The 23,760-nt window shown below is 71.8% G+C and carries 17 protein-coding genes; 2 read left to right on the top strand and 15 right to left on the bottom strand.

Translation table 11 applies throughout. The features are described 5' to 3' along the window. Nucleotides 1–357: 357 nt before the first annotated feature. From VM95_RS29495 to eccD, 9 genes are all read right to left on the bottom strand, one after another. Entirely contained in the window at nt 358–2,043 is a 1,686-nt protein-coding gene (locus tag VM95_RS29495) for a ribonuclease J (RefSeq protein WP_045702434.1), read from the bottom strand. Between the two features lie 170 nt (nt 2,044–2,213). Then, nucleotides 2,214–3,113, bottom strand: a complete 900-nt coding sequence (gene dapA / locus VM95_RS29490; RefSeq protein ID WP_045702432.1) for a 4-hydroxy-tetrahydrodipicolinate synthase — start codon at nt 3,111–3,113, stop codon at nt 2,214–2,216. A gap of 216 nt (nt 3,114–3,329) precedes the next feature. After that, a complete protein-coding gene (thyX, locus tag VM95_RS29485; protein ID WP_045702430.1) occupies nt 3,330–4,061 on the bottom strand; it encodes an FAD-dependent thymidylate synthase in 732 nt (243 codons plus the stop codon). Beyond that, nucleotides 4,058–4,516, bottom strand: coding sequence for a tetratricopeptide repeat protein (locus VM95_RS29480; RefSeq protein ID WP_045702428.1), 459 nt, complete (start codon nt 4,514–4,516; stop codon nt 4,058–4,060). Before VM95_RS29480 ends, thyX begins: the two co-directional genes overlap by 4 nt. 7 nt (nt 4,517–4,523) lie before the next feature. Continuing rightward, complete coding sequence (gene dapB / locus VM95_RS29475) at nt 4,524–5,291, bottom strand: 4-hydroxy-tetrahydrodipicolinate reductase (protein ID WP_045702426.1); 768 nt, start codon at nt 5,289–5,291, stop codon at nt 4,524–4,526. Nucleotides 5,292–5,319: 28 nt separating this feature from the next. Beyond that, the gene (locus VM95_RS29470) at nt 5,320–6,672 is read right to left on the bottom strand and encodes a M16 family metallopeptidase (protein WP_045702424.1); all 1,353 of its coding nucleotides are present in this window, start codon (nt 6,670–6,672) and stop codon (nt 5,320–5,322) included. A 149-nt stretch (nt 6,673–6,821) separates the two neighbouring features. Next, nucleotides 6,822–9,029 carry a polyribonucleotide nucleotidyltransferase gene (locus VM95_RS29465; protein ID WP_045702422.1) on the bottom strand — a complete coding sequence of 736 codons (2,208 nt, stop codon included), beginning with the start codon at nt 9,027–9,029 and terminating at the stop codon, nt 6,822–6,824. Nucleotides 9,030–9,479: 450 nt separating this feature from the next. Then, nucleotides 9,480–9,770, bottom strand: a complete 291-nt coding sequence (gene rpsO, locus VM95_RS29460) for a 30S ribosomal protein S15 (protein WP_045702420.1) — start codon at nt 9,768–9,770, stop codon at nt 9,480–9,482. 202 nt (nt 9,771–9,972) lie between these two features. Continuing rightward, a complete protein-coding gene (gene eccD / locus VM95_RS29455; RefSeq protein ID WP_045702418.1) occupies nt 9,973–11,433 on the bottom strand; it encodes a type VII secretion integral membrane protein EccD in 1,461 nt (486 codons plus the stop codon). 366 nt (nt 11,434–11,799) lie between these two features. Here eccD and VM95_RS29450 point away from each other — a divergent pair, with 366 nt between their 5' ends. Both VM95_RS29450 and VM95_RS29445 read left to right on the top strand, forming a co-directional pair. Then, nucleotides 11,800–15,741, top strand: coding sequence for a type VII secretion protein EccC (locus VM95_RS29450; RefSeq protein ID WP_045702416.1), 3,942 nt, complete (start codon nt 11,800–11,802; stop codon nt 15,739–15,741). A gap of 490 nt (nt 15,742–16,231) precedes the next feature. Then, complete coding sequence (locus VM95_RS29445) at nt 16,232–17,638, top strand: APC family permease (RefSeq protein ID WP_045702414.1); 1,407 nt, start codon at nt 16,232–16,234, stop codon at nt 17,636–17,638. A 72-nt stretch (nt 17,639–17,710) separates the two neighbouring features. Here VM95_RS29445 and VM95_RS29440 read toward each other — a convergent pair whose 3' ends face one another. From VM95_RS29440 to VM95_RS29415, 6 genes are all read right to left on the bottom strand, one after another. Continuing rightward, on the bottom strand, nt 17,711–19,000 hold the full coding sequence (locus VM95_RS29440) for a hypothetical protein (protein WP_045702412.1): 1,290 nt from the start codon (nt 18,998–19,000) through the stop codon (nt 17,711–17,713). A gap of 92 nt (nt 19,001–19,092) precedes the next feature. Further along, nucleotides 19,093–19,635, bottom strand: coding sequence for a SigE family RNA polymerase sigma factor (locus tag VM95_RS29435; RefSeq protein WP_045702410.1), 543 nt, complete (start codon nt 19,633–19,635; stop codon nt 19,093–19,095). Nucleotides 19,636–19,701: 66 nt separating this feature from the next. Beyond that, nucleotides 19,702–20,979 carry a type VII secretion-associated serine protease mycosin gene (gene mycP / locus VM95_RS29430; RefSeq protein WP_244178993.1) on the bottom strand — a complete coding sequence of 426 codons (1,278 nt, stop codon included), beginning with the start codon at nt 20,977–20,979 and terminating at the stop codon, nt 19,702–19,704. A 128-nt stretch (nt 20,980–21,107) separates the two neighbouring features. Beyond that, nucleotides 21,108–21,398: a WXG100 family type VII secretion target gene (locus tag VM95_RS29425; RefSeq protein ID WP_045702406.1), complete on the bottom strand. Its 291-nt coding sequence runs from the start codon at nt 21,396–21,398 to the stop codon at nt 21,108–21,110. 100 nt (nt 21,399–21,498) lie between these two features. After that, complete coding sequence (locus VM95_RS29420; protein WP_045702404.1) at nt 21,499–21,795, bottom strand: WXG100 family type VII secretion target; 297 nt, start codon at nt 21,793–21,795, stop codon at nt 21,499–21,501. A gap of 181 nt (nt 21,796–21,976) precedes the next feature. Next, on the bottom strand, nt 21,977–23,653 hold the full coding sequence (locus tag VM95_RS29415; protein WP_045702402.1) for a type VII secretion protein EccB: 1,677 nt from the start codon (nt 23,651–23,653) through the stop codon (nt 21,977–21,979). Between the last annotated feature and the right edge of the window lie 107 nt (nt 23,654–23,760).

The raw sequence follows: 23,760 nt of genomic DNA, 5'->3' as shown, positions 1-23,760 counted from the left end.
GCGATCGAGGCCGGGGATGTCAACATATCTGGCGTTGACTTTTGGCACGCTGTTGAGTTCTCAAGGAACGGACGCTTCCTTCGAGCCGCCTTCCAGCGGACCCTCCGGGCTTCGTTCTTTCGTGTTTCCAGCTTATCAGATGTTTTCCGCTCCGTTTTCCGGAGTTTCATTCATCCGATTTGGCTTTCGCCTTTCGGCGCTCCCGAACTCTATCAGAGTTTCTCGGTCCGTTTTCCCGGTCGTTCTCGAATTTCGATTCGAGTACTTCCTTGGGGCTCGTCCCGTGGGGCAACCCGGAGAACATTACGCACCGGGCCGCCCCACGTCAAACCGAGGTCGGCAGGGGCCGAACGAGGATCAGACCTCGACGACGACCGGCAGGATCATCGGCCGGCGGCGGTAGTTGTCCGCCACCCACTTGCCGATGGTCCGGCGGACCAGCTGCTGCACCTGGCGGGGCTCGAGCACCCCGTCGCTCGCCGAGCGGTCCAGGGCCTCCTGAAGCTTGGAGACGACCGGCACGAAGGCGTTGTCGTCGATACCGGAGCCGCGGGCCTGGATGGTCGGGCGGCCGACGATCTTGCCGTTGGTCGAGTCGACCGCGACGAAGACCGAGATGAAGCCCTCCTCGCCGAGGATCTTGCGGTCCTTGAGCGAGGCCTCGGTGATGTCGCCGACCGAGGAGCCGTCCACGTAGACGTACCCGGCCTGCACCTTGCCGACGATCCGGGCGACGCCCTTCTCCAGGTCGACGCAGACGCCGTCCTCGGCGATGACGACCCGGTTGCGCGGCACGCCGGTGGCGATGCCGAGCTCGGCGGCGGCCCGCAGGTGCCGCCACTCGCCGTGGACCGGCATCAGGTTGCGCGGCTTGCAGATGTTGAAGAAGTACAGCAGCTCGCCGGCCGAGGCGTGGCCCGAGACGTGCACCTTGGCGTTGCCCTTGTGCACGACCTTGGCGCCCCAGCGGGTCAGGCCGTTGATCACCCGGTAGACGGCGTTCTCGTTGCCCGGGATCAGGGAGGAGGCGAGCACCACGGTGTCGCCCTCGACGATGCGGATCTGGTGGTCGCGGTTGGCCATCCGGGACAACGCCGCCATCGGCTCGCCCTGCGAGCCGGTGCAGATCAGCACGACCTCCTTGTCCGGGAGGTCGTCCAGCTGCTTGACGTCCACGACCATGTTGCCAGGGACCTTCAGGTAGCCGAGGTCGCGGGCGATGCCCATGTTGCGGACCATCGAGCGGCCGACGAAGGCGACCTTGCGCTTGTACTCGTGCGCGGCGTCCAGGACCTGCTGGATGCGGTGCACGTGGCTGGCGAAGGAGGCGACGATGATGCGCTTGTCCGCGTTCGCGAAAACGTTTCGCAGCGCCGCCGAGATGTCGCGCTCGTGCGGGATGAAGCCGGGGACCTCGGCGTTGGTGGAGTCCACCAGCAGCAGGTCCATGCCCTCCTCGGCCAGCTTGGCGAAGGTCGGCAGGTCGGTGAGGCGGCCGTCCAGCGGCAGCTGGTCCATCTTGAAGTCACCGGTGGCCACAACCATGCCGGCGGGGGTGCGGACGGCCACGGCGAGGGCGTCCGGGATGGAGTGGTTGACGGCGATGAACTCGCAGTCGAACGGGCCGATGCGCTCGCGCTGGCCCTCCTTGACCTCCAGCACGTACGGCCGGATGCGGTGCTCGGCGAGCTTGGCCTCGATCAGCGCGAGGGTCAGCTTCGAGCCGATCAGCGGGATGTCCGGGTTCTCCCGGAGGAGGAACGGGACGGCGCCGATGTGGTCCTCGTGCCCGTGGGTGAGGACGATGCCGTCGACCTTGTCGAGGCGGTCCCGGATGTAGCTGAAGTCCGGGAGGATCAGGTCCACGCCGGGCTGCTCGTCCTCGGGGAAGAGGACGCCGCAGTCGACGATCAGCATGCGGTCCCCGTATTCGAGGACCGTCATGTTGCGGCCGATCTCGCCGAGGCCGCCGAGCGGGGTGATGCGGAGGACGCCCTCCTTCAGGGCGGGCGGTGCTCCGAGTTCGGGGTGCGGGTGGCTCAAAAGACTCTCCTCACGACGCACGCCATATGCCCGGGGTCCTCCCCCGGAGACATATGGCGTGCGTACTCAGTGTCGTTCTTCCTACTGGGTCTGTGCTCTCGCGCCTTCGGTCCGGTCCAGCGGCGGGCCCGTGAGGGTCCGGCGAGCCGGGGCGCGCACGTCCGTGTCTGCTACAGGTGTACCCCGCCTGCGGCGAGATCCTTCTTCAATCGCGCGATCTCCTCGGGCGTCGCACCGACCAGCGGCAGCCGCAGCGGGCCGGCGGGCAGGCCCTGGAGCTCCAGCGCTGCCTTGGTGAGGATCACGCCCTGCGTGCGGAACATACCGCTGAAGACCGGGAGCAGGCCCTGGTGGATCGTCGTGGCCTTGACCACATCGCCCGCCAGGTAGGCCTCGATCATCGTCTTCAGCTCGCCGGCGACGACGTGCCCGACGACGCTGACGACACCGGCGGCTCCGACCGACAGCAGCGGCAGGTTGAGGATGTCGTCGCCGGAGTACCAGGCGAGGTCCGAGCGGGCGATCGCCCAGGCGGCGGCGCCGAGGTCGCCCTTGGCGTCCTTGTTGGCGACGATCCGCGGGTGCTCGCCGAGCCGGACCAGCGTCTCGTGGCTCAGCGCGACGCCGCTGCGGCCCGGGATGTCGTACGCCATGACCGGCAGGCCGGTGGCGTCGGCGACCTGCGTGAAGTGCCGGTACAGGCCCTCCTGCGGGGGCTTGTTGTAGTACGGGGTGACGACCAGCAGGCCGTGCGCGCCGGCGGCCTCGGCCTGGCGGGCCAGCTCGACGCTGTGGTGCGTGTCGTTGGTGCCGACGCCGGCCACCACGTGAGCGCGATCCCCGACCGCCTCCACCACGGCGCGGACGAGCTGGGCCTTCTCGGCGTCGCTGGTGGTCGGGGACTCACCGGTGGTGCCGTTGACGACGAGGCCGTCGTTGCCGGAGTCGACGAGGTGCGTGGCGAGGCGCTGGGCGCCGTCGAGGTCGAGCCCGCCGTCGGCGGTGAACGGGGTGACCATGGCGGTCAGGACCCGGCCGAACGGGGTCTGGGGGGTGGAGGTCGGAGCCATGCGTCCAAAACTACTCGTAGGCGGTGGGGCGGTCCCCATGCCGGTCCAGGGTTCGGACAGGTGAAACGGGTCGGACGGGCGCGGACATGGGATTCCGGTGCTGCCCGCTCGGGGGTTCGGTCAGCACCGGAATCCGTGTTCACGAATGTAGGGAGCGGTCAGAAAAGCCGCAATCCAGACATGCCAGACACTCTGCCGGATGCCCGTCGTCCCAGGTCAGGGGGCGACCCGACCGTGCTTCTCGAAGGCCGCATGGGTGAGCGGCATGAGCCGGGCCCACTGCTCCTCCATCTGCTCGGCGACCATCTCGATCTCGCGCTGCGGGAAGGACGGCACCGCCGAGTTCTCCCGCTTGGTGCGCAGCGAGAGGAAGTGCATCAGCGAGCGGGCGTTGCAGGTCGCGTACATCGAGGAGAACAGGCCGACCGGCAGCACCGCGCGGGCCACCTCGCGGGCCACGCCGGCCGCCAGCATCTCCTGGTAGCGGGCGTAGGACTCGCGGTACGCGGCCTCCATCGCCCCGGTGGTGGTCCTGTGCTGCTCGGGGGTGCCCTCGGCGAACTCGTACTTGCCCGGGCGGCCGTGCTGGACGAGCTTGCGGTCCTCGGCGGGGACGTAGAAGACCGGCTGCAGCTCGCGGTAGCGGCCGGACTCCTCGTTGTACGACCAGCCGCTGCGGTGCCGGTGGAACTCGCGGAACACGAAGATCGGCGCGCTGATGAAGAAGGTCATCGAGTTGTGCTCGAACGGGGTGCCGTGCCGGTCGCGCATCAGGAAGTTGATCAGGCCCTTGGACTTCTCCGGGTCCTGCTGGACCGCCTCCAGGGACTGCTCCCCCGCGGTCGAGACGCGGGCCGCCCAGATGACGTCCGAGTCGGCGGCGGCGCTGCGGACCAGCTCCACCGTCACGTCTCCCCGGAAGCTGGGGGCCGTCGGTTCGTCGCTCACGCGTTACTCCTTGCGGGTTCGGTGCGGTGCAGCTTGATGGCGTGCTGCATGGTCGTGCGGGCGCGCGGGGTGTCGCCGGCGTCGGCGTAGGCGACGGCGAGGCGGAACCAGACCCGCCAGTCGCCGGGCGCGGCCTCCGCCTCGCTCCGGCGGCGGGCGAAGACCGCGTCGGCGGAGGCGCGGTCGATCCGTCCGCCGGTGGTGCGCTTCAACTCGTCCACCGGCAGGCCGCCTTCGGCCTCCAGCTCGCGGGCGAGCCGTTCGCTGTCCCGGCCGAAGCGGACGGTCTGGCGCAGGAACCAGACGCCGATCATCGGGATCACGAAGGCGCAGATCCCGATGCCGATGCCGAGCGGCTTGCCGGTGGCGATCAGCTGGACGCCCTCCAGCACGCAGATCAGCGAGACCAGCAGCAGCACGGCGGACAGGACGAAGAAGCCGGTACGAGAGGTCATTCGGGGCTCACAGGTCCAGGAAGTGTTCGAGGCCGAAGGTGAGGCCCGGGGTCTCGACGACCTTGCGCACGCCCAGCAGGATGCCCGGCATGAAGCTGCTGTGGTGCAGCGAGTCGTGCCGGATGGTGAGCGTCTCGCCGGTGTCGCCGAACATCACCTGCTGGTGGGCGAGCAGGCCGCGCAGCCGCACGGCGTGCACCGGCACCCCGTCCACGTCGGCGCCGCGCGCGCCGGGCAGGCTGTGGGTGGTCGGGTCCTGCTGCTTCGGGCGGCCGGCCTCGGCGCGGGCGGCGGCGATCAGCTGGGCGGTGCGGGTGGCGGTGCCGCTGGGGGCGTCGGCCTTGCGGTCGTGGTGCAGCTCGACCACCTCGACCGACTCGAAGTACTTCGCCGCGATCTGGGAGAACTTCATCCCGAGGATCGCGCCGATGGAGAAGTTCGGCGCGATCAGGACGCCGACGGGCAGCGGCGGGCGTCCGGTCGCCTCGGCCGGGACGAGCCAGCCCTCCAGCTCGGACAGCCGCAGGTCGTCCCAGCCGGTGGTGCCGGTCACCACGTGGATGCCGTTGTGGACGCAGTAGTCGAGGTTGCCCATCACCGAGTCCGGGTGGGTCAGCTCGACGGCGACCTGCGCCCCGGCCTCGGTCAGCTCCTCCAGCCGGGAGCCGCGGCCGAGGGTGGCCACCAGCTCCATGTCCGGCGCGGCCTCGACGGCCTTGACGGCCTCGGAGCCGATCCGCCCCTTGGCGCCGATCACGGCGACACGCAGCGTCATAGCGAAGTTCCTCTCACACCAGCCGGTCTCAGACCAGCAGATCGGCGAGCTTGGCGGCCCGCTTGTCGTTGACCGGACCGATCAGCGCCAGCGACGGCCGGTACGCGCCCAGCACATCACGGGCGACCGCGTGGACGTCCTCCAGGGTGACCGCCGCGATCCGCTCCAGCATGTCGTCCACGGACAGGTGGTGGCCGTAGCTGAGCTCGGCCTTGCCGATGCGGTTCATCAGCGAGCCGGTGTCCTCCATGCCGAGCACGGTGGAGCCGGAGATCTGGCCGATCGCCCGCTGCAGCTCCTCCTCGGTGATGCCCTCGGCGACGACCTTGGCGAGCTCGGCTCGGCAGATCCGCAGCACCTCCTCGACGCGCTTGGGCTGGCAGCCCGCGTAGATGCCGAACAGGCCGCTGTCCGCGTAGGACGAGGAGTACGAGTAGACCGAGTAGGCGAGGCCGCGCTTCTCCCGGACCTCCTGGAACAGCCGGGAGCTCATGCCGCCGCCGAGGGCCGCGTTGAGCACGCCCATCGCCCAGCGGCGCTCGTCGTGCCGGGGCACCCCGGGCACGCCCAGCACCAGGTGGGCCTGCTCGGTGGAGCGGTTGAGCACCTCGACCCGGCCGGCCGTGCGCACCGCCTTGACGCCGCGGCGGGCCTCGGCGGGGGCGGCGGTGGAGCGGGCCAGCACCGGGGCGAAGGCCCGCTCGACCTGCTTGACGACCTTGCGGTGGTCGAGGTTGCCGGCCGCGGCGACGACGAGGTGCTCGGGGCGGTAGCGGCGGTGGTAGAAACCGGCGATCTGGTCCCGGGTGAGGGACTTGATGGTCTCCTGGGTGCCGAGGATCGGGCGGCCGAGCGGGCCGCTGCCGAAGAGGACCTTGGCGAAGAGGTCGTGGACCACGTCGCCCGGGTCGTCCTCGGCCATCGCCATCTCCTCGAGGATGACGCCGCGCTCGGCGTCGACGTCCTCGGGGCGGATGAGCGAGCCGGTGAGCATGTCGCAGACCACGTCGACGGCCAGCGGCAGGTCGGTGTCGAGCACCCGGGCGTAGTAGCAGGTGTTCTCCTTCGCGGTGAAGGCGTTCATCTCGCCGCCGACCGCGTCGAGGGCCGCCGAGATGTCCAGCGCGCTGCGCCGCTCGGTGCCCTTGAAGAGCAGGTGCTCCAGGTAGTGGGTGGCGCCGTTGAGCTGCGGGGTCTCGTCCCGCGAGCCGACGCCGACCCAGATGCCGAAGGTGGCGGAGCGCACTGTCGGCAGGGTCTCGGTGACGACGCGCAGGCCGCCGGGAAGGACGGTGCGGCGCACCGTGCCGGCGCCGTCGACGCCCTTGAGCAGGGTCCGGGTGGTGCCGGGACGCTGCGTCGCGGCCGGGGCCTGGGCCACGGGGTACCTCCAGAGAAGCGCACGGGGGCGGTCACCGTGCGGACGAACGCGGGAACGACGGACTGCGGTGGACAGCAGAGCGCGGGGACAACAGGGTGCGGCCCGCACGCCGGGAGGCGTACGGGCCGCAAGGGTCAGCTAGCGGCGCTTCACTCGGAAGCGGCCTCGCCGCCTTCCTCGCCCTCGACGACCGGGATGAGGGAGAGCTTGCCGCGCGGGTCGATCTCGGCGATCTCGACCTGCACCTTGGCGCCGACACCGAGGACGTCCTCGACGTTCTCGACGCGCTTGCCGCCGGCCAGCTTGCGGATCTGCGAGATGTGCAGCAGGCCGTCCTTGCCCGGCATGAGCGACACGAACGCGCCGAACGTCGTGGTCTTGACCACGGTGCCCAGGTAGCGCTCGCCGACCTCCGGCATGGTCGGGTTGGCGATCTGGTTGATCGTGGTGCGGGCGGCCTCGGCGGCCGGGCCGTCGGCGGCACCGATGTAGATGGTGCCGTCGTCCTCGATCGTGATCTCGGCGCCGGTGTCCTCCTGGATCTGGTTGATCATCTTGCCCTTGGGGCCGATGACCTCACCGATCTTGTCCACCGGGATCTTGATGGTGATGATGCGCGGCGCGTTCGGGGACATCTCGTCCGGGGAGTCGATGGCCTCGTTCATCACGTCGAGGATGTGCAGGCGGGCGTCGCGGGCCTGCTTCAGGGCGGCGGCCAGCACCGAGGCGGGGATGCCGTCGAGCTTGGTGTCCAGCTGCAGCGCGGTGATGAAGTTGCGGGTACCGGCGACCTTGAAGTCCATGTCGCCGTACGCGTCCTCGGCACCGAGGATGTCGGTCAGCGTGACGTAGTGGGTCTCGCCGTCGATGTCCTGGGAGATCAGGCCCATGGCGATGCCGGCGACGGCGGCCTTCAGCGGCACACCGGCGTTCAGCAGCGACATGGTGGAGGCGCAGACCGAGCCCATCGAGGTGGAGCCGTTGGAGCCGAGCGCCTCGGAGACCTGGCGGATGGCGTACGGGAACTCCTCGCGGGTCGGGAGCACCGGGATGAGCGCCCGCTCGGCCAGCGCGCCGTGGCCGATCTCGCGGCGCTTGGGGGCGCCCACGCGACCGGTCTCGCCGACCGAGTACGGCGGGAAGTTGTAGTTGTGCATGTAGCGGCGACGCGTCTCCGGGGAGAGCGTGTCGAGCTGCTGCTCCATCCGGAGCATGTTCAGGGTGGTGACGCCCAGGATCTGGGTCTCGCCACGCTCGAACAGGGCGGAGCCGTGGACGCGCGGGATGGCCTCGACCTCGGCGGCCAGGGTGCGGATGTCGGTGACGCCGCGGCCGTCGATGCGGACCTTGTCCTTGATGACGCGCTCGCGGACGGTCTTCTTGGTCAGCGCGTTGTAGGCGGCGCTGATCTCCTTCTCGCGGCCCTCGAACTCGGGGAGCAGCTTCTCGGCGGCGAGCGCCTTGACGCGGTCGAGCTCGTTGTTGCGCTCCTGCTTGCCCGCGATGGTGAGGGCCTGGGCCAGCTCGTCCTTGACGGCGGCGGTCAGGGCGGCGAGGACGTCGTCCTGGTAGTCCAGGAAGACCGGGAACTCGCCGGTCGGCTTGGCGGCCTGGGCGGCCAGCTGGGCCTGGGCGGCGCACAGCACCTTGATGAAGGGCTTGGCGGCCTCGAGACCGGCGGCGACGACCTCCTCGGTCGGCGCCTCGGCGCCGCCCTCGACCAGCTTGATGGTCTTGTCGGTGGCCTCGGCCTCGACCATCATGATCGCGACGTCGCCGTCCGGCAGGACGCGACCGGCGACGACCATGTCGAAGACGGCCGCCTCCAGCTCGCTGTGGGTCGGGAAGGCGACCCACTGGCCGTTGATCAGCGCGACGCGCACGCCGCCGATCGGGCCGGAGAACGGCAGGCCCGCCAGCTGGGTGGAGGCGGAGGCGGCGTTGATGGCGACCACGTCGTACAGGTGGTCCGGGTTCAGCGCCATGACGGTGCAGACGACCTGGACCTCGTTGCGCAGGCCCTTGACGAAGGACGGGCGCAGCGGGCGGTCGATCAGGCGGCAGGTGAGGATCGCGTCCTCGGAGGGCCGGCCCTCGCGACGGAAGAACGAGCCGGGGATGCGGCCGGCGGCGTACATCCGCTCCTCGACGTCCACGGTCAGCGGGAAGAAGTCGAAGTGCTCCTTCGGCTGCTTGGACGCGCTGGTGGCCGACAGCACCATGGTGTCGTCGTCGAGGTAGGCCACGGCGGAGCCGGCGGCCTGACGGGCCAGGCGGCCGGTCTCGAAGCGGATGGTACGGGTGCCGAAGGTGCCGTTGTCGATCACGGCCTCGGCGTAGAACACGTTCTCTTCCACCTGGAAGATCTCCTCTTTCGTACGTCTCCGGGAGAGCGTCCCCGCGCTTGCCTGCACGTGGGCCCGGGCCCTCCTGTCAGGGAGGGCGGCAGTCGGGCCGGTCTTCGATCGAAGCCTCCGGGGCGCCCCGCTCGTCTGCGGGGCTTCCGGGGGCCACTACCGAGGACCGGCGGCTACGGCTGCCGGGCCGGGGGCGGTCCGCGTCTGGACGCTCTCTCGGATGCGGGCGGCTTCCGTTTGAAGCCTTCGTCCCGCGGGGGGTTCGGGTCCTTCTGCCCGGGTGGCGCGCTGCTGCGCCATCACCCGGCATGCCCACAACCCTACGGTGCAATCCTCGGCCACCTGGGGAGGTGCGCGCGAGTTGTTATGTCCGGGCGCCGCGGCCCGGGGGCCGCGACATACGCGCGAGGGGCGGCTCCCCGGTGTGGGGAGCCGCCCCGAGCGGCGTGACTAGCGGGCGCCACCGGCGGCACCGCGGCGGATGCCCAGGCGGTCGACGAGCGTACGGAAGCGCTCGATGTCCTTCTTGGCCAGGTACTGCAGCAGACGGCGGCGCTGGCCGACCAGGATCAGCAGGCCACGACGCGAGTGGTGGTCGTGCTTGTGCATCTTCAGGTGCTCGGTCAGGTCCGAGATGCGGCGGGAGAGCATGGCCACCTGAACCTCGGGGGAGCCGGTGTCGCCCTCCTTCTGGCCGAACTCGGCGATGATCTGCTTCTTGACGTCAGAGGCGAGAGCCACTGCAACTCCTTCAAGGTCTACCGAGCGGTCCTGGTCGACAACACAGGACTCATCGAGAACTCGGTGTCGTGAGCGCGGGCCGCGGTCGGCGTCCCACGGAGTGGGTGGACACACGGCTGCGCTCGAAGGCCAAGCGTACCAGTGCCTCCCACCCGGCCGGTCGGCGGGTGGGAGGCACGGGTGGGTGACGTGCGGCGGGCGGTCAGCCGGTGGCGCCGCGCACCAGCCGGTAGACGTCCAGGACGGCGAGCGCGAGCGGGACGAGCGAGATCAGGGTGAGGCTGTCGACCAGGTCCAGCACCCGCCCCCAGAACGGGGAGACGCCGAGCCGGGGCACGACCAGGGCGATCGCGGTGAGCAGTGCGGCGCCGAAGGCGATGGAGGCGCCGAGCCAGATGGTTCGCAGGTCGAGCTCGGTGGTGGAGCCGGCGGCGCGCAGTACGAACTGGGGGGTGTGCAGGGACAGGCCGACGATCAGCAGGCACAGGCCGAGCAGGCCGGCGACGGTGAGGCCGAGCACCTGCGCGGTGTAGCGGAACAGCCGGGCGCGCAGCATCGCGGCCAGGCCGAGGGCGAGGGCGAGCAGCTCCGGGTAGGTGCGGTCGGAGAAGCCGAGGACGGCGCAGGCGCCGACGACGACGGCGGCGCAGCCGCCGACCAGGCCGACGAGCACCTCGTGGCCGCGGCGGGCCTGCTGGGCGATCCGCTCGTACTGGACGGCCTCGGCGCGCTCGGCCTCCTCGTCGTAGTCGCGGCTGCGGGTGCGGGTCTGGCCGGGGGCGCTGAAGCCGACCGGGAGCCGGGCGAAGCGGGCGGACAGGCCGGGCAGGAAGCCGATCGCGGCGACGGCGGCGACGCCGGTGACGGCGGCGATGTCGGCGGCCGGGGTGCGGGGCATCAGGACGGCGGTGAAGGTGGCGAGGGTGCCGGCGGCGGCGACCAGGGCGGCGGCGACGAACACCGCGTCCATGCTGGGCAGCAGGCCGACGAGGAGGACGGAGAGGACGAGGACGGCGACGCAGCCGACCAGGAACTGGAGGCGGCCGGGGCCGTCCCCGGGGTGGGCGACGGCGAGGACGCCGCTGCCGCCGATCAGGGCGTGCGGCAGGGCGCCGAGGCCGAGGGCGAGGGCGGCGTGGGCGTCCTGGTAGACCCGGGCGCGCACGCCGGCGAGGGCGGTGAGGACGACGGCGGTGACGCCGGCCAGGACGCCGGGCAGGCCGTGCATGTCGTGGCGCAGGTCGGAGAACCAGAGCGCGAAGCCGAGCAGGGCGAGCAGGACGCCGGCGCCGATGAGGCCGAAGCCGCGCATGAGTTCGGCGGTCCAGAACCGGTGGTCGGCCTGGACGGCGCTGGCGATGGCGTCGGCGACGTCGTCGTAGACGGCGGGCGGGAGGGATTCGGCGAACGGGCGCAGCGCGAGGAGGTCGCCGTCGCGGACCTGCTGGGCGGCGAGCGGCAGGCCGCTGTCGAGGACGGTGCCGTCGCGGCGGACGAGGTGGAAGCCGGTCGGGGCGCCTTCGGGCTGGCTCTGGTTGGCGAGCCGCAGCACCTCGGGGTAGACGTCCGCGAGCGGGACGTCCTCGGGCAGGGCGACGTCGATCCGGCGGTCCGGGGCGACGACGGTGACCCGGCAGTAGCCGGTCGCGGCGGGGCTCGTCATGGCCGCCCCTCGTTCCTTCGACGCACTGGGCGCTCCCCCTCGTTGACGGCCGCGGTCCGGCGGCGCTCGGTGTGGCTGCTGCGCGGGGGCCGGGGAACTGGGTCCGCCGGTCCGCGAGTTGGCGCGGCGTTACCCTACCGGGTCGGTTCGTGCCCGGTGCCGGGGCCGGTTGGGGTCGGTCGGGGCCGGGGCCGGGCCGTGGCGGGCGGTGCGGGGGCGACCGTTAGGATCGGCCCCTGCGCGTGGGGGGGCGGGGTTCGTCGGTCTCGGGATCCCGTACGAGCCGTACGGGTCCGGTCCGTACGAGTCCAGTTGCGTGAGGGCTGATGCCGAAGTGATCGATCGACGCCGCGGGGTGGATGTCACATGGGTGTGATCACGGTCAAGCGCCCGGCCAGGGCCTATCCGCCGGCGGTGCCGGACGATCCGGTGGTGCTGGAGACGCCGCCGGAGCTGCCCCGGCAGGGCGGCGAGGACTGGCTGATGAGCATCCTGCCGATGCTCGGCATGGGCGGGTCGGCGGTGTTCTTCTTCTCGCCCGGCGCCCAGGCCCCGATGAAGATCATGGGCGGTCTGATGATCGCCTCGACGCTGGGCATGGTGCTGGCGCAGGTCGTGCGGGCCCGCAAGGGCGGTTCGACGGCGCTGGCGGACGAGCGGCGCGACTACCTGAAGTACCTGCAGCAGATGCGCCGCCAGGTGCGCCGCACGGCGGAGAGCCAGCGCGGGGCGCTGCTGTTCCTGAATCCGGCGCCGGACCAGCTGTGGTCGATCGTGGCGGAGGGGCGGCGGCTGTGGGAGCGGCGCTCCGGGGACGGCGACTTCGCGCAGATCCGGGTGGGCCTGGGGCCGGTGCAGCTGTCGACGCCGCTGGTGGCGCCGCAGACCGCGCCGATGGACGAGCTGGAGCCGCTGTCGGCGGCGGCGATGCACTCCTTCCTGAAGGCGCACGGCACCCTGCAGGACCTGCCGCTGGCGGTGTCGCTGCGGGCCTTCTACCACATCACGGTGTGCGGGGAGCCGGACGCGGTGTACGGCAACGTGCGCGCGATGATCGCCCAGCTGACCACGCTGCACTCGCCGGACGACCTGCTGGTGGCGGTGGCGGCGGCGCCGGGCGCGGCCGAGGAGTGGGAGTGGACGAAGTGGCTCCCGCACAACCAGCACCGCAAGGAGGGTGACGGCGCGGGCTCGCGCCGGCTGACCGCGCACGACCTGGGCGAGCTGGAGTACCTGCTGCAGGACGAGCTGTCCGGCCGCCAGCGGTTCGTCCGGGACGCGGCGCCGGCGCAGGACCAGCCGCACCTGGTGGTCGTCATGGACGGCGCCGGGGTGCCGCACGACTCGCTGCTGGCGAGCCCGGAGGGCCTGCACGGGGTGACCGTCATCGAGGTCGTCCCGGGTGACGTGGACGAGCCGAGCGGGCACCTGATGGTGACGGTCAACTCCGAGGAGCTGGTGCTGCGTTCGGCCTCCGGGGCGACGTACACCGGCAAGCCGGACCTGCTGTCGACGTGGCAGTCGGAGGCGCTGGCGCGGCAGTTGGCGCCGTACCGGATCTCGGCGGGCGGCGACGACGAGCCGCTGCTGTCGAACCTGGACTTCACCGACATGATGAGCTCCGGCGATCCGGGCTCCTTCGACGTGGCGCGCAGCTGGCGCCCGCGCGCCCAGCACGAGCGGCTGCGGGTGCCGATCGGGGTGGGGGCGAACGGCGAGCACGTCTACCTGGACATCAAGGAGGCCGCGCTGGAGGGCATGGGCCCGCACGGCCTGTGCGTGGGCGCGACCGGCTCCGGCAAGTCGGAGCTGCTGCGCACCCTGGTGCTGGCGCTGGCGATGACGCACTCCTCGGAGACGCTGAACTTCGTGCTCGCCGACTTCAAGGGCGGCGCGACCTTCTCCGGCATGGCGGACATGCCGCACACCTCGGCGGTGATCACCAACCTGGAGGGCGAGCTCACCCTGGTCGACCGCATGCGGGACGCGATCGAGGGCGAGCTGCACCGCCGCCAGGAGCTGCTGCACCGCTCCGGCAACTACGCCAACATCCACGAGTACGAGCGGGCCCGGGCGGCCGGCGCGGCACTGGACCCGCTGCCCTCGCTGGTGCTGATCATCGACGAGTTCTCCGAACTGCTCACCGCCAAGCCGGACTTCATCGAGATGTTCATCCAGATCGGCCGGATCGGCCGGTCGCTGGGCGTGCACCTGCTGCTGGCCTCGCAGCGTCTGGAGGAGGGCAAGCTGCGCGGCCTGGACACCTACCTGTCGTACCGGATCGGTCTGCGGACCTTCTCGGCGGCCGAGTCGCGGGCGGCGATCGGCGTGCCGGACGCGTACCACCTGCCGCCGGTGCCGGGCGTCGGCTACCTGAAGTTCGGCGAGGACGTGATGGACCGGTTCAAGGCCGCGTACGTCTCGGGGCCGTACCGGGCGCCGGGCCAGCAGCGGTCGACGGGCGGGCGGCGGCTGAACGCCAGGCCGGTGGAGTTCACCGCGGCGTACGTGGAGCTGCCGGACCCGGTGGAGGAGGAGGCGCCGCCGGTCCAGGAGCAGGACGACGCGCTGGTGGACACCGTGCTGGACGTGTTCGTGCACCGGATGGCCGGCCAGGGCCCGGCGGCGCACCAGGTGTGGCTGCCGCCGCTGGCGGACGCGCCGAGCCTGGACCACCTGCTGCCGCCGCTGCAGGTGGTGCCGGAGCGCGGCCTGACCGCGCCCGGGTACCCGGGCGGGCGGCTGCGGGTGCCGATCGGCGTCGTGGACAAGCCGCGCGAGCAGAAGACGGACATCCTGGAGGTCGACTACGCGGGGGCGGCCGGCCACGGCCTGGTCGTGGGCGGCCCGCGCTCGGGCAAGTCGACGGTGGTGCGCACCACGGTGGCCTCGTTCGCGCTCACCCACACCCCGCGCGAGGTGCAGTTCTACCTGCTGGACTTCGGCGCGGGCAGCTTCGGCTCGCTGGCCGGGCTGCCGCACGTCGGCGGGGTGGCCGGGCGCCTGGACGTGGACAAGGTGCGCCGGATGGTGTCCGAGGTGCACGGGGTGCTGAACCGGCGCGAGGAGCTGTTCCGGGCCACCGGGATCGACACCATCGCCACCTACCGGGCCCGCCGGGCGGCCGGTCAGCTGCCGGACGAGGCGTTCGGCGACGTGTTCCTGATGATCGACGGCTGGAACACCTTCAAGCAGGAGTTCGACGCGCTGGAGCCGGTGATCGCCGACATCGCCCAGCGCGGCCTCGGCTACGGCGTCCACCTGGTGATCACCGCCGCGCGGTACGCGGAGGTGCGCCCGGCGCTGAAGGACCTGCTGCAGAACCGCACCGAGCTGAAGCTCGGCGACTCGATGGAGTCCGAGGTGGACCGCCGGGTGGCGCAGAACGTGCCGCCGCTGGCCGGGCGGGGCATCACCGCGGAGCGGCTGCACTTCCTGGGCGGCCTGCCGCGGCTGGACGGCTCCTCCTCGGTGGAGGACCTGCAGGACGGGGTGGCCGCGCTGGTCGCCGCGGTCGACGGGGCCTGGGCGGGGCCGCGCGCCCCGCAGGTGCGGATGCTGCCGGCCGTGCTGGACGGGACGTCGTTGCCGAAGGGCTCCGAGCACCCGGAGCGCGGGGTGTCCTTCGGCGTGGACGAGGCCGAGCTGGCGCCGGTGTTCGTCAACTTCGAGACGGACCCGCTGTTCATCGTGTTCGGCGACACCGAGTCCGGGAAGTCCGCGCTGCTGCGGATGCTGGTCAAGCAGATCACCGAGCGCTACACGCCGGAGCAGGCGGGCATCGTGATCGGCGACTACCGGCGCGCCCTGCTGGGCACCGTGCCGCAGGAGTACCTGGTGGAGTACGCGGCCGCGCAGCCGGCCATGTCGGCGATCGTGGAGATGCTGCGCGGGGCCTGCTCGCGCCGGCTGCCGGGCCCGGACGTGACGGCCGAGCAGCTGCGCAACCGCAGCTGGTACAGCGGCAAGGACATGTTCGTGATCGTCGACGACTACGAGCTGGTCGCGACGAGCTCGGGCAACCCGCTGGCGCCGCTGGCGGAGTTCCTGCCGTTCGCCCGGGACATCGGCCTGCGGGTGATCGTGGCCCGCAGCGCGGGCGGCGCCGGGCGCTCGCTGTACGAGCCGGTGCTGCAGCGGATGCGCGAGCTGGGCGGGCAGGGCGTGATCCTGTCCGGGAACCGGGACGAGGGCGCGCTGCTGGGCACCGTCCGGCCGCAGGCGCTGCCGCCGGGCCGCGGGGTGTACGTGTCACGCCGGGTGAGCGCCGGGCAGATGGTCCAGACGGGCTGGCTGCCGGTGACGTGACGGGTGTCCGCCGCCGTCCGGCCTCCGCCGGCGGCTACGGACAGTGAGCGGAAGGGGTCGGGCCCGGGAGGTCCGGCCCCTTCGGCGTCTCGGGTGCTGAAACGTTACAGAGATCTTTCCGGGCGAGGGCTGCGGTTCCCGTACCCGGCCGGTGCGGCTCCGGGGGCACGCGCGGCCACCTGGGCGTATCGCCGTCCGCCCGGCCGACGCCTTTGAATTCCGGAGCGCAATTCGACGTTCACCTTGGATTCAGATGCACGGCGGCCAAAGTAACAAGTCGGACAAACAGTGCGATGACCGAACGTGATCTTCGGATCGCATGTTCATGCGCCTGTCCGCAACGGAATCCGAAGCGGTTGCGGCGTTGACGCGCTCCATACGCCACGGTTCCATTGCGGCCCGGGAGCGCACTGACCAGGACCCGAGCAGCCAGCCAGCGGAGGCGATACCGCTCCCATCCCAGGACCGCACAGAGCCGATCGGAAGCCACATGACCGACACGCTTCGCCCGCCACAGTCCGTGACCGCCCAGGCGGCCGACGCGGGTGCCCCCCAGCAGCTCAAGCGCTCGATCGGCGTCGTGGGCGGCACGCTCCTCACGCTGTCCTGCGTCACCCCGGCCTCGACGCTGTTCGTGATCGTGCCGCAGCTGTTCGCCGGCATCGGCAGCGCGACCGCCCTGGCCATCGCCATCGGCTCGGTGCTCTGCGTCGCCGTCGCCTTCTGCTACTCCGAGCTCGGCACCCTGATCCCCAGCGCCGGCGGCGAGTACGCGATGGTCGGCACCCTGGCCGGACGGCTGATGGGCTGGCTGGTCTTCGTCCAGTCACTCATCGTGGTGATGATCGTCCCCTCGGTCATCGCCCTCGGCACCGCCGAGTACCTGGCACCCGTCCTGGACGTCCCCAAGCCGATCGCGGGCGCCGCGGTGATGCTGGCCGCCACCCTGGCCGGCCTGCTCGACCTGCGGGCCAACGCCTGGATCACCGGCGTCTTCCTGGTCCTGGAGGTCGTCGCCGCCGCCGTCGTCTCGGTGCTCGGCTTCGCCCACACCAACCCCGACCACCCGAGCCTGCTGCACGGCGTGGTCGCCGGGGACCACGGCGCCGTCAACCCGGTCGGCATCGGCGCCATCGTCGGCGCGCTCGGCATCGCCCTGTTCGTCACCCAGGGCTTCTCCACCGCCGTCTACCTGTCCGAGGAACTGGAGAACCCCCGCCGCACCGTCTCCCGCACCGTGCTGTGGACGCTCGGCCTCTCCAGCGCCATCATCCTGATCCCGGTCGCCGCCATCACCATGGGCGCCCCCGACCTGGACACCCTGGCCGCCGGCGACATCTCGGCCATGGTCACCGCCTGGAGCAACTCCGCGGTCGGCACCTTCATCAGCCTCTGCATCGCGCTGGCCATCATCAACGCCGGCATCGTCATGGTGATCCAGAACTCCCGGGTGCTGTTCGCCTCCGCCCGCGACAAGGCCTGGCCGGAGCCGGTCAACAAGGCCTTCGGCACCCTCGGCCGGTTCGGCTCCCCGTGGGTCGCCACCCTGGCGGTCGGCCTGCCCGGCGCCGCGCTCTGCTTCGTCAAGGGCGAGCTGCTCAGCAACATCACCGGCGTCGCCGTCACCGCGATGTACCTGCTGGTCGCGGTCGCCTCGCTGCTGTCCCGCCGCGCCCACCACAAGCACGCCGCCGCCTGGCGGATGCCGCTGTGGCCGGTCATCCCCGTCCTGCTGATCGGCGTGCTGCTCTACATCATGACCAAGCTCGCCGCCGAGCCGCTGCTGTGGACCGGCGGCATCACCGCCGCCGCCACCCTCTACTGGCTGTTCTACCTGCGCCCCCGGCAGGAGACCCGCTGGGTGATCACCCTCCCCGAGGACCAGCAGCAGTCCTGACCATCCCCACCCCCCACGCGGCGGTGCCCCGGGCCTCCCCCAGCCCGGGGCACCGCCGCGTCCGGGCGGCGGCTACTTCTTGAGCTTCCACTCCGGGCTGAGGGCGATCGTCTGCAGCTGCTCGTCGGTCAGCACCGGGGTGGTGCGGGTCGCCGGGGTGCGCTGGCTGCCGCTGTTGTACGCGGCGACCACCACCCGGGTGCCGTCCGGGTGCAGGGCGTCGACGATCCAGCCGGCCGGGTTGCCCGGCTGCTTGCGGACGACCACCTTGGACCCGTCCGGCTTCGTCTCGGCGTTGCCGAACACCTGCTCCTTGGTCACCTCGTTGTGGCCCCAGTCCTGGACGTTGACCTCGACCAGGGACTTGCCCTTGCCGTCGTCCAGCACGAAGTTGGCGTAGCCGTCGCCCTTGTCGTTGACCTCCGTCTCCCGCAGCCCGCTCGGCAGCAGCTTCGCGGTGATCTGCAGGATCTCCTGCGCGCTGTACTCCTTGCCGGTGTCCCGCGTCCTGACCGGCTTCGGCTCCGGGATCGAGGCGACGACCTTGTCCCAGGACTTGTCGGTCACGATCGCCTTCAGCTGCTCCGGCGACAGCGGCGGCGCCGTACGGCTGTCCGCCGCGTCCTTCTCGGCCGCCGAGTTCCACTCGGACAGCTCGATCTGGCGGCCGTCCTTGCCGATCAGCTTGGCGTTCCACCACTTGGTCGAGACGTGCTTGTCCGGGTACTCGTAGCCCTGGAAGACGGTCAGCGTGGACCCGTCCGGCAGGGTGGTCGCCGTACAGGCGTCGTACGGGACGAGCTTCTTGTCCGGGCAGGTGTTCTGCGACCGGTTCGGGTCGTTGTCCCCGAGGCGGCCGAGCGAGATGCCCATCGCGGCCTTGCCGTGGCCGTCGTCGAAGACCAGCGAGGCCGTCGCCGAGATGCCGCCGCCGTACGGCTTGCCGGCCGGCGGCTCGGTGCCGGTGCCCTTGGCGTCGAAGGTCTGGCCCGCGGGCAGCAGCGCCTTGAAGGCGGCCACCACGTCGTCACCGCTGACCGGCGGCGCCGCCGGGGCCTCGGACGCGCTCGCCGCGGACGGCGAGGCGGCCGGGGTGAGCCCCGCCGAGCCGCTCGGGGCGGCCGCGGCCGCCACCGGGGCCGCGTCCTTGGCCGGCGACCCGGTCAGGTAGACGGCGCCACCGCCCACCAGGGCCAGCGCGGCCGCGCCGCCCACCACCGCGGCGGTCGAGCGCCGACGCCAGCGGCGGCGGCCCCGCTGGTAGCCGCCGGCCACCAACTCGCCCTGCTCGGTGCGGAACCCCTCGCCGGTGCGGGTCATGGCGACGAGCAGATCGTCCTCGAACTTGTCGTTTTCGGACATGGATGATCACCTTCTCCTTGCGTCATGGATGTTCGGGAACCGGTCCGCCGCCCCCGGCCGCGGCACGGCCGACCGGGCCTGCCCCACGGGCTTCAACGGCCGGCGAGTTCGCCCAGCGAGTCGCCGAGCAGCGTGCGCAGCTTGGCCAACGCCCTGGTGGTGCGGGTCCGGACGGCGCCGGAGGAGGCGTGCAGCACCTCGGCCGTCTCCTCGACGCTGCGGTCCTCCCAGTACCGCAGCACCAGGACGGCGCGGTCCTTCGCCGACAGCCGGCCGAGCGCGTCGAGGAGGGTCAGCCGCAGCGTGCTGTCCGAGTCCTCCCGGCCCTCCGGCTCCGGCAGGGCGTCGGTGGGGCGCTCGCCGCTGGAACGGCGGCGCTGCTGCGCCAGGAAGGCGCGGACCATCACGGTGTGCGTGTAGGCCGCCGGGTTGTCGATCCGGGACCGGCCGGTCCACGCGCTGCGCCGCCACAGGACGTACATCCGGCTGAGGGCCTCCTGGACGAGGTCCTCGGCGTAGTGGGTGTCGCCGCTGGTGAGCAGGCAGGCCGAGCGGTACAGGTGGCCGGTGCGGCTGGACACGAGTTCCAGGAACTCGGCGTCCTTGGCCTCCCGGCCGTTCCCGATCCACCCCATGCGCACTGCCCCCCGTTGGTCCGCCCCGCTCCGACACCTGTTTGATGCGGCGGGTGGGACGGGGTGTTACACCGTCAGTTTCCGTTCTGCCGCGCGGCGGCGGTCGCGCAGCACCACGCCGCCGCCGACGAGCAGCGCGACCAGCAGCGCGCCGGTGCCGAGCACGTACGTCGCGGTGCGGCCGTCGCGGTCGGCCTGGGTCTCGCCGAGGCCGACCGGCTGCGGCACGATCGGGGCGGCGGCCAGCTGGACGGGCGCCTCGGGAACGGCCGCGGTCGGCGCGACGGCGGGCGCCTTGGTGACGGCCCGGACCGGGTCCACCACGCCCCAGCCGGTGAACCGGTCCGGCTCGCGCTGGGTGCGCTGGGCGGTCTGCTCGATCCAGGCCCGCACCTGCGCCGGCGACCAGTCCGGATGCGCGCCCTTCAGCAGCGCGGCCAGCCCGGAGACGTAGGGGGCGGCGAAGCTGGTGCCCTGGTCCACGCACTGGCCGCCGCCGGGGACGGTGGAGAGCATGTCGACGCCGGGCGCGGCGACCTTCACGAAGTCGCCGTACTGGGAGAACGGCGCGCGCTCGTTGTTGCGGTCGGAGGCGCCGACCGCGAGGACGGTCGGGAAGGCGCCCGGGTAGGTGTCGCCCTCCTTGCCGTCGTTGCCGGTGGAGGCGACCACCACGACGCCGGCGTCCTCGGCGTGCTGGATCGCGGCCTTCAGCTCCTGGTAGCCGCCGAAGTGGCTGTCGCCGGCGCCGCGCACGTCCTGGGAGATGTTGATGACCTGGACGTTGACCGGGCCGCCCTTGTCCGGGGCCCTGGTCTTGACGGCGACGGCCTCGTTGACGGCCGCCACCAGGCTGGAGACGTCGCCGTGGCCCTCGCTGTCGTTCTGCCGGACCGAGTAGATCTGGGCGTCGGGGGCGAGGCCGACGAAGCCGCTCTGGCTGACGCGGCGGGCGGCGATGATGCCGGCCACCTTGGTGCCGTGGCCGACCGGGTCGTCCTTGGCGGTGGTGGCGTCGATCGGCTGCTTGGTCTCCGGGTTGACCAGCAGGTTGGAGCCCGCCAGCACCTTGTCCTTCAGCTGCGGGTTGCGGTCGTCCACCCCGGTGTCGATGACCGCGACCGCCACGCCGCTGCCGGTGGTCCGCCCGCCCTGCCACAGCTCGTCGAGCAGCAGGCGCTGCAGCGACCACGGCACGGTCGGCACGTCCGGGGCGTTCTTCGGGCAGTCGCCCGCGGCGGCCAGGCCCGGCCCGTCCGCACGGGCCGGCGCGGCGAGCGGGCCGCCGAGCACCGCGAGCGCGGCGAACGCCGCGGCCGCCTTCCGGTACCGGCGTCCGGACACCCTGTCGCTCCTCATCTCGCTCCCCCACTGGGCGGGTCTGGGCCGTTCCTGCCGGGCGCACCGAAGGGCGGGCCCCGGGATCCGGGTGCCCGCCCCCTGCCCGCTTCCCCCCTTCGGGGGACGCGGGATCAGCTCCAGTTCTTGGCGTTGGCGTCCTCGGTCTGCCGGTAGCTGACCGCGGCGCTCTCCAGCGCGTCGGCGATCTGCTTGCAGACGCTCTGCAGGTGGGCGGCGCGGGTGTCCCACTGCGTCTGGTGGGCCTGGTAACCCTCCTGGGCCTTGCCCACCCAGCTGCCGGAGATCTTCTTGACGTTGCCCTTGAGGTCGTTCAGCAGGTGGTCGATGCGCGAGGCGACGTTCTTGACCTCCTCCGAAGCGTGGTGGAGGGTCTCGAAGTTGACGTGGATCTGGTCGGACACGGTGTCTCCCTAGACGAGGAACGGGCGCCCGCGCGGCGGGCATCCGGTGGAGCGACGGAGCGGAGCGGAGCGGCGATCGGCGCGACGGCGGGCGCCGTGATCAGCTCTGCGGCCGGAACTGGTCCTGCTGCTCGGCCTCGGTCTGGGCGTAGTGCGCGGTGGTCCGCTCGATCGCGTCCTTGATCGCGTTGAGGGACTGGTTCAGCGCCTTGATGTCGTCGTTGAACTGGGTCTGCAGGTTCGTGTAGGCGGTGGCCGCCTGGCCCTTCCACCCGCCGCCGATGTTGGTGACCGTGTTGTGGAGCTTGGTCTGCTCCCCCTCGATCTTGTGGATCGCCTCGCCGATCTGCTTGGCGAACTCCGTCATCTCCTGTGCGGTCATCGTGAACTGACCCATGCTCCACCGTCCCCCATGAGAAACACTGTGTGCACGGAGGGGCCCGGAGCGGCCCACCCGTCACATCACCCTTGTGATGCCAGCAGCACTGTAGTCGGCACACGCAACTCGCCCAACACCGAGCACCGACCGGTTACCAGACCATGACACACCGGCCAATTCCGTTGCGCCGCTTGGCCGCTCAGGCGTTCTGCGGCTGCGCGGCGCTCTTCGCGGTCAGCGGCGGACCGGCCGGCACCAGGTTCGACCACTCGTGCGGCACCGGCAGCGGCTGGACGCCCTGGTAGCCCAACCGGGCCTGGTTGCCGCCCGGTTCGTCCTGCTGCTGCGGCGGCTGCTGCGGGTCGCCCGGGGCCGGCGGCGCGGTGGTCGGCTTCGCCGTCGGCGTCTTCGGCGGGCCGGACGGCGGGCCGGCCGGGCCGCCGCCGTCGCCGTTGGACGGCACCGCGTAGCGCAGGCCGGTCTCGGTGATCAGGAAGTCCGTGCCCGAGCCGCCGGCGCCGGCGTCCATCGCCCGGTAGAACAGGCCGTGCCCCGGGGTCACGTAGGCCGCGCCGGCGCCGTTGTCGTACCGCGCCGGGTACGCCGTCCCGGCCCAGACGCTGCGCCGGGACGTCTTGCCGTCCTCGGCGACCCCGTCGAAGGTGCTGCACACCACCAGCCGGGCGTCCTGCGGGGCCTGCCAGTTGTTCACCGGCGCACCGGACTTCAGCGGCCAGTCCGCCGCGGTGTCCGGCAGCCGGACGTCGCTGTTGTTCTTGGCCTGGTCGGCCGGGGTCATCTCGTCGCTGCGCGGCTTCTGGTCCTGGTCGTACTTGTAGAGCATCTGGTACGCCGGGTTCTGCCGGATCAGCTCGGCCTGGAACGGGGTGACCAGGTACAGCCGGTCCTTGCCGACCACGTAGTGGCGGTCCTGGTAGTGCACCAGCCGGCCGACCCGGCGGTCGGCCTGGTTGTTCAGCTCCACCTTGGTGTTGGCGCCCTGGCTGTCGACCGCGCCCTCGACCTTCGGGAAGGTGACCGGGGTGCCGGGCAGCAGGGTGTCCAGCCACTCCCGCTTCACCCGCTGCGGCACCGCGTTCGGCCCGAACACCGCGGTGATCAGCGCCTTCCGCTCGTTGGCGTCCGACTGCGGCGAGCCGATCTCGTGCTTGCGGCCCTGCGCGTCCACCAGGAACACGCTCGCGGCGCCCGCGCCCGCGCCCGGCTGGCCGGGCGCCGGCGCGGTGGACACCTGCTGATCGTCCGCCTGCTGCACCAGCAGCAGCTGGTCCGGGCCGAGCATGCGGTCCTTGGCGGCCAGCGCCGCCGCGTCCTGACCGGCCGCCACGAACACCGCCTGGTTGACGGTCTCCTGCTTGTCGTCCGAGCCCGGGCGGTCGCAGACCGACCACTTCATCGCCTTGTCCGCGTTGTCCCGGCTCGGCAACTTGTCCGGCGCGTACGGGATCCCGATCGTCGGGCCGTGGTTGGGGTAGCGGTCCAGCACGTCGTCGGCGACCACCACCACCTGGGCGCCGGCCGGCAGCACCAGCCGGGCCGAGGACATGTTCAGCACCTGGTGCAGCCGCTTCGTCCTCCCGTCCGGGTCGGTCAGTATCACGTACCGGGTGGTCGAGGTCTTGCCCTGGATGATCGCCTTGCCCTCGTCCCAGTGCAGCGGCGCGCTCGGCTTGAACACCCCCCACACCCCGAAGCCCGCGACCACCAGCGCCCCGACCAGGACGCTCGGCAGCACCGCCTTGACCGGGCGCGGCGCGTCCTCGTCACTGCCGCCGCCGGTGGGCAGCAGGAACGCGCCCACCGTGCGCTTCCTGGCGAAGGTGTACGCGTTCAGCTCGTCCCGGCGCGATGCCATGTGCTCGTCGTCCCCCTTGTCGGACCTGCCCCTGTCGGCCGTGCCCCTGCCGTCCCCGCCGGACCGCCGCCCGGCGGCCCGCCCCGTGCCCCGCACCCGTTGGACCG

This window comes from Streptomyces rubellomurinus (assembly GCF_000961885.1).
Classification (GTDB): Bacteria; Actinomycetota; Actinomycetes; order Streptomycetales; family Streptomycetaceae; genus Kitasatospora; species Kitasatospora rubellomurina.
The sequence above is the reverse complement of the archived record's forward strand: the minus strand, read 5'-3'. Positions and strand labels throughout refer to the sequence as shown.